8 protein-coding genes are annotated in these 6,883 nt (G+C 55.9%); 1 reads left to right on the top strand and 7 read right to left on the bottom strand.

All coding sequences use genetic code 11. The features are described from left to right. Positions 1-81 precede the first annotated feature (81 nt). Positions 82-261: a hypothetical protein gene (locus tag HQL52_03040; protein MBF0368411.1), complete on the top strand. Its 180-nt coding sequence runs from the start codon at positions 82-84 to the stop codon at positions 259-261. A gap of 636 nt (positions 262-897) precedes the next feature. Here the strand turns inward: HQL52_03040 and HQL52_03035 are convergent. The 7 genes from HQL52_03035 to HQL52_03005 form a co-directional block, all read right to left on the bottom strand. Then, the gene (locus HQL52_03035) at positions 898-1,584 is read right to left on the bottom strand and encodes an FKBP-type peptidyl-prolyl cis-trans isomerase (GenBank protein MBF0368410.1); all 687 of its coding nucleotides are present in this window, start codon (positions 1,582-1,584) and stop codon (positions 898-900) included. Between the two features lie 180 nt (positions 1,585-1,764). Then, complete coding sequence (locus tag HQL52_03030) at positions 1,765-2,448, bottom strand: GAF domain-containing protein (GenBank protein ID MBF0368409.1); 684 nt, start codon at positions 2,446-2,448, stop codon at positions 1,765-1,767. A gap of 79 nt (positions 2,449-2,527) precedes the next feature. Continuing rightward, a complete protein-coding gene (locus tag HQL52_03025) occupies positions 2,528-2,746 on the bottom strand; it encodes a ribbon-helix-helix protein, CopG family (protein ID MBF0368408.1) in 219 nt (72 codons plus the stop codon). Between the two features lie 156 nt (positions 2,747-2,902). Beyond that, positions 2,903-3,859 (bottom strand): OmpA family protein, encoded by a 957-nt coding sequence (locus HQL52_03020; GenBank protein ID MBF0368407.1) that lies wholly within the window; start codon positions 3,857-3,859, stop codon positions 2,903-2,905. Between the two features lie 12 nt (positions 3,860-3,871). Beyond that, complete coding sequence (locus HQL52_03015) at positions 3,872-4,756, bottom strand: HDOD domain-containing protein (GenBank protein ID MBF0368406.1); 885 nt, start codon at positions 4,754-4,756, stop codon at positions 3,872-3,874. Positions 4,757-4,768: 12 nt separating this feature from the next. Further along, positions 4,769-6,301: a CHAD domain-containing protein gene (locus HQL52_03010; GenBank protein ID MBF0368405.1), complete on the bottom strand. Its 1,533-nt coding sequence runs from the start codon at positions 6,299-6,301 to the stop codon at positions 4,769-4,771. Positions 6,302-6,321: 20 nt separating this feature from the next. Then, positions 6,322-6,883 (bottom strand): hypothetical protein (locus HQL52_03005; GenBank protein MBF0368404.1); only part of this gene is annotated, 562 nt, incomplete at its 5' end.

Genomic DNA, 6,883 nt, shown 5'->3' with positions numbered 1-6,883 from the left:
TGGTGAGATTTTCACATCAAGCAGTCAACTGGCCTGGGAATGCTATCAAGCTTGAACGGACTTTTTTCGGGGGACTCTTTCATGGAAGCTGCCAATTTTGCCGTACGCTATGATGATCGGATCCGACGTTATCACCAAAGAAAAAAAGCTCGGACCAATGGGATTGTGGCAACCAAGACGGTAGCCCATAAATTGGCAAGAGCTTGCTATTATATTTTGAAGGACAGCGTTTCGTTTGATGTAGCCAAGGCGTTTGGCTGAGGAACGCACGAGATGGGCTGTGACAGGGAAACCAGATGTCGTTTGGCTAACAACCATTGGGAATGATTGGAACCTGTTACATCCCTTATATATTCGTCTGATCAAGGCGAGTGACGATTTCGCCTCTGTCGTGAGCCATCAAGGCGTTGGGGTCGGCACTGTCCGACAACCACAATGAATGTGAAAAAGGCGCACTGATTAATTTGTTTAACAGGTTCGCCTTAAAGCACTTGGACACGGCAGGGAACTATTGGTTTTCTGGGGCTCAAAAGAGCCGGGGGCCGGGAGTCATGCTGCTAGAACGGGGCTGCCCCACGCCTAGATCCAGAAGGGTGACTGGTGCGGAGTGCAATTTCGACCGACACCGAAACCAACGAAAACCCGGGTGCGATACTCGACACGGATGCTGTGGTTGGGTGAAAAGAAAAAAATCTGCGAAAATGAAATTCGCGGCAATGGGTGCCCTTTTCCCATAGACAAGGTCGGCTAAAGGGTGACGGCAAAAGAGCAACGGCATATGTCCAATTCTTGATTCGAATTGCTATATTCGGTGTTTGGATGGAGCGGCCACTCAACGAAAAAAGGCCGCCCCCAAACCAGCGGAGCGGCCTTTTTATCATGCATCTGTTTGGAGCGTTATTTGCCGATTTCGATCAGCTCCACATCGAAGATCAAGGTGGCGTTGGGGCCGATGACGCCGCCAGCACCCCGAGCACCATAGCCCAGCTCCGACGGGATGAAGAAGCGATATTTGGCGCCGGTGTTCATCAGCTGCACACCCTCCGACCAACCGGGAATCACCTGATCCAAGCGGAAGGAGATGGGCTTGTTGCGCTTGTGGGAGCTATCAAACTCGGTGCCATCCAGCAGCGTACCCCGATAGTGCACGGTGACGTTATCCGTAGCGGTGGGCTTGGGCCCCTTCCCCTTGGCCAGCACCTGATATTGCAAGCCGCTGGCGGTGGTGGTCACGCCCTTGGCGCTCTTGTTTTTGGCGAGGAAGGCAGCACCCTCCTTGAGATTTTGTTCACCCATGGCACTTTTCCTTTTGGCGTGGCTGGCCCGGACTTCCTGTTGCAACAGCTGTTTGGTGGCTTGCGCTTCATCCGGAGTCATTTTGAATTTTTTTTCTCCGACGGCATCCTTGACCGCCGCGACAAAGGAGTCGAGATCAACATCGATCCCCAGCTCCTTCAGTTCGAGGCCCATCTGCATGCCAACAAAATAGCCGAACTTTTGCTTGTCGGTCTTAAAGCTGCCCGCCTGGGCCTGAGGGATCGCCAGGAACAGGATGGCGGCGAGAAAAACGGTAAAGCGTTTCATTGTTGATTTCCTCGTGATGATAGGGGCTTGATTGCCGTTCGTTTAAAAAAATCGTTTGAGTGGTGCGGATATCTCCAGGGGGGCTAAAACGTAGCAGAAGGCTGGCAAGGGAGCGTGACCGGCAAGGCCCCTGAAGCCCAAACCCGAGCCACCAAATCAACCCGGGCCACCTGGAGGAATCTAGCGCTGAAAAATACCGATGATGTGGGGTGTGAAATAGGCGATGATGCCAAAGGAAGCGAGAACCACCACCCCCATAAAGCCCATCCACATTTTGATGATCCATTCGACAAAGTCGATCCGCCCGCGCAACTTGTCGGAAATATCTACCATCTCCTGATTGAGGAAGATGTTTTCGGTGACCATCTCCAGATGCAGGGCGACCTTTTCCAGAAGCACCCGATCCTCCTCGGAAAAACCATCCCGCTTGTTGCGGCCCTTTTTGTTGAGCACCTGGATCGCCCCGGGGATATCCTTGGTGGTGAGGCTTTTGATCGGTACGCAGAGCATATTCTTGGTGGCAAAACCGGTCTGATTTTCCACCCGGCGGGCAAAGGGGGATTGCTCCTCCCGGCGGTTGATGCAGATATGCTTGCCAGTGGCGATCACCTTGCCGACATTGGAGCCGGTTTTGGGAATGACGATCTGTTTTTCGTTGAGGCCGGTGCCACACTGAAGCCAGACCCGGTCGGTGACGGGATCGTGGATAAAGATGGAGCAGCGCTCGGCATCCACAAGCTTGGGCATGATCTCCATGAAAAATTCCATGAGATCCTTGTTGCCATTGGCATTCCAGGAACGATTGAGCTGCCGCTGTTTGTCTTTTAACTGGCCCAACCGCTGAACTAATTCATGCTTCGCCACCACATCTCTCCCAACCGGCTTTTTTTAAACCTCGAACACCTAGAATCCCAGGTTATTTAAGCAACCACAATACCAAACGTCAACTATTCCCCCGCCCCTTCTGCCAAGCGGTCTCAATCAAGTGTCCGATCACTTCAGATCGGGATTGTTGCAGGCTCCCTGTCAGCTCGTCCAAATGGGCCACCAGGGCTTCCGGAAGCTTAACACAGACCTGGATTTTCACCCCTCCGTGGCGACGGCGTAGCGTAGCTCCGGTTTGGGGACGAATCACTTTTCGCTGGTAAGGTTGATCCCCCATCAATAATTCCCACATTCAGCCGTGAATGGATGGCGTCGAAAAACTCTCGACCACACCTGACCTGCCACCTTTCGAAGCAAACCCGCTGCAACGACAGGCACCCTGCTTAGAAAACACCCACTCCCCTACCCTGCCCCCATCCCCAAGAAAAGACTCTCAAGGGCTCTCCTCACCCAGAGTGGCGAAGGGATCGTGTACCGCCCTTTTTGGCGGAGCCGGGGTGATTTTTTTCCTGACAGCTGTGGCGGCCTTCCCCAAATCCACCGGCGGGGTTGTGGCCTGGATTCCACTGGCACTCCCACGACTCACACCACCAGAAGTCACACGACCCGTTCCACCAGAGATCGTCCCACTCGGTGCTGCCACATTCGGCGTGGAAGTCTCCGTGCCGGGTTTTTGGCCGGAATCCAGGGAGAGCCCCTGCACCCGAATGGCGCAGTGGCCCAAAGCCATCTCCGGAGTGGGTAGAGAGGTCTCCTTTTCACCCACCCGATGAAACTCCAGGCGAATTTCCACCCGGCGGCTCTCTTCCCGGCTCGCTTTGATGGAGGTGGTGGCCGCACCATCGATGATCAGCAATTGCCGCAGGGTGCGCTGCTCGTCAGAGGTGAGGTCACCATCGAACAGGGCACACACCACCGCCTGGGCGCGATTGAGGGAAAGGTTGACATTATAAAGATAGGTACCGATCTCGTCGGTATACCCCTCCACATGAACCCGCTTGAGCCAACGTTGGCCCTTTTCCCGGGATTGCAGATCCAGCAGCAAGGGGACAAAATCCTTGAGCCGCTTTTGCGCCGCCTGGGAGAGCTGGAAACTGTCGTGGCCAAATCGGGCCTGCTCGCCAAAGCTCAAGGTGTAGTTGCTGCGATTGACGGCCAGATCCACCCCCCGCTCGGCGGCTTCCTCCTCCAACACATCCAACAGCCCCAAAATATCGGTCTCTCGAATCTTTTTTTCCACCACCTGCCGGGAGGCTACCGCAATCATGGAGATGCTCATCACCACCAAAAACAGCATCACCAGCGCCGTCATCAGATCCGCATAGCTGATCCAAAACGGATTGTCGGTGTTATCTGTCCGATTGCGATAAAGGAAAAAAACCTTGGCCATGGCCCCCTCGGCTCAATGCGCTTCGAGGGAGGAACGGATGACAGCGCGCGCACCATCCTGCAACGCCGCCAGATCCCCTTCCCCGATATCAAAAAAGGAGAGCACCTCCCCCTGGAGGTGGTTCCACTCCTGGCTGGAAAACTGGTCGCAGATCCCTTCCGCAATATTGAGAATACCCTGGAGAGTCGCGGCCCGACGATTTTTGACCTTGCTCCCCGCCTTGGTGAAGGTTCGGGCCTGATGGTGAACCCGCACCACCTGGCAGAGATGTTCCGGTAGCTGCCAGCTCTCACACAGTTGATACCCGACCAGGCAGTGGTTCGTGCGGTATCGCTCCTCTTCAGCCTGAATCAGCCGGGTTTCACCGCTCTTTTTGACCTCTTTATGGAAAGCCCCATAGTCGGCAAACTTTTGCATGAAAATCGCCAGGCCACAGTCATGAAAAAGCCCCAACACATAAGCCTCTTCCGGAGGAATCGCCGGGAGAAAACCGCTTTTGCACACCGGGGAGACCCCCAGCAGCGCCTCAGCCAGATAAGCCGAAGCGAGGCCGGTATTGACCGCATGGAGTCGAATATCCTGCAACGGGCCATCCTTGCCGATCAGGGTGGTGCTCAAAAAAAGCCGGGAGACCACCTTGTGTACCCGCTCAATCCCCAGCAGCAGCACCGCTTGTTCGATGGTGGCCACCTTGCGGTTAAAACCGTTCAGCTCGGTGTTGGCCTCCCGCAATATTTCTGACGCCAGCACCAGATCCCGACGGATGATTTCGGTGACCTTTCTTGGATCAGGGGCAAAGGCGTTCTGAGCCTTGATCACCTCCAACATCACCGTGGGCCGGGAGGGTAGTGCGATGCCTTCCAAAATTTTTTCCGCTCGTTTCAGCTCGGCTTTCATGGCATCCCCCTCCTAAAGCCAATAGGATTTGTGACTGCCAAATCCCTTCCAGGCCTCAACGCAATCCCGTGTCCGCCTCTCCCGTCGGGCACCAATCCATCCCTTGATCAGATGGACCACCGCCTCCTCCTTATCGGGCAAAATATCCGCAAATCGGGCCTCTCCCGCCGCAACCTCTTCCAGGGCATCGAGCCGAACCCGAAGTTCCTCAAGGGTGGTGATAAAAGCATCCCGCCCCTTACCCGAAAAAAGCCCGGAAAAAAGTTCGGTAGCCGCCCCCAAAAGCGCTGCATCCGAGACCAGGGATCCCCAGACTACCTCCTTGCCTTTGGCGGGTTTCCCCCCCCGCTTACGCAGCTGATGGTGGTGGCGGCTCAAGGCTTCCCGGGCCAGCTCCCGGGCAGGTTGGGCCATGTGGCGCTTTTGGGGCAAATCCATCATCGGTCGCCAACCCCGGCACTCCAACCAGTGGGAGAGCCCCAGAGTCAGGCGGGCAAAACGAAACGACTCCAATAATTTATTCAAACGCCGATAGCCCTTTTCCAGCTGCTCCCCAGCGGCCTCACCCAGGGCAATCAGAGCGCCATAATCGGGAAACTGTGCCATGAAAGGGGCCAGGGTACCCGCCAAAAAACGCTCCCAGCCAAAGACCGCCACGATCTCCTCTTCAAGCCAGGCCAACTCGCCATCCAGTTCCACCCGAATATCCCCGGGCAATAAAAAATGATAGAGCCCAAACACCTCTCTGAGCAGCCCCACCGAGCGCACCAGTTCCGTCAACCCCCCCAGGCGAACCCGGGGTCCGCCATGGACGACACCGGTCTGGCCTGCCCGCATTCGTTTGAGGAGGCTGGTATTGATCCGAACAAAAGCCTCTTCAGCACTATCATCGGGCAGGGGCAGGTCGGTCTGGCAAAATTCCACGGGGATAGTGTCGGGATCCCGTTTGGCAAAGCCACGCTCCAGGGGAGAAAGCCCCTCCAGAGCAGGCTGCAAGTCGTGCAGCAGGGTCAGAAGAGTCTGATAAAAGCGGGCCTGATCCCCCGATTTTTGCTCCAGGACCAAGTCACAAAAGCGGGTTTTGGAGCGCCCCATTTTCAGGCTGCCCTGCTCTATGGTGAGACGAATGCGGCTCTCATCGGGATATTTCAGGCCCCAGCGGGTTTGGGTATGATTCAGGGCAAAAAGTTCTTCGATCTCTTTGGGCTTGACCCGCCCCAGGCACCCTTTGACAGCCCCTCCCTTGAGCTTTTCCCGGTCGAGTCTGCCTTCATCAATGGGTTGGGAAACGCGCTTGTTACACCCCTTGGTCCCGGAAAATCCCGGACCGATCTGCTGCTGCCATTGCGTCCCTTTTTGGGCCAGAAAGCATGCCACCCCCTTTTTATGGAGGGCCAAATCCGGCGTATCGTAGTGGATGCGGTCTTCTTCCGTGGTCTGGGGTTTGCCTTCCACCACCCCGGCCAGGGGATGGGTAGCCAGTTGAAAATCGGCGCCGCTTCCTCCCAATCGCAATCGCACCTCCCGCTCATTCATGCCCTTCACGCTCCTTTTTCCCCCGGGAGTTATTTGATTTTCAGGCGTTTGCGCAGCGTATCCAGACGTTCACCAAGCATTTCGATAAAGACCGCCTGCTCCCGGCTGGTATTGGTCACCACCCCTTCCAGGAGGCGTCCCATACCGATCACCTGCTCAGTAAGCTCCCGGTTGGTTTCATCGCTCTTGGAAAGCAGGCTGGCCAGCACCCGCTCCATGTCGGAACTCATGGACTCACTGAATTGATTCAAAGCCCCCAGCACCCCGTCGTGGCGGCTGTCGAGCTGCTCCATGACATGGCGGATTTTTTCAGCCATCTGTTGGTCTTCATCCCGGTTGGCCTGACTCAGATGATCCACCCATCCCTGCATCGATTTTTTCAGGGATTGGCGCTCGGCGGCAAACCGCTTGCGCATCTCCGCCAAACCATCCGCCACCCCACCGATAGACTCTTCCACCTTGCCGCTCACAGAGGTCAACAATTTATCCGCCAGCTCACTGGAGTGACGCTCCTGACTCTCCTTGGCCTCCAGAAGTCGCTGGCCAAGGGTGTCGGTGGAGCTGTTCAGATCCTTTTGGATCGCACTCTGA

The sequence above is a fragment of the Magnetococcales bacterium genome, assembly GCA_015232395.1.
Lineage (GTDB): Bacteria > Pseudomonadota > Magnetococcia > Magnetococcales > JADFZT01 > JADFZT01.
Note: the sequence above shows the minus strand (reverse complement) of the source record. Positions and strands in the feature narration are given on the sequence as shown.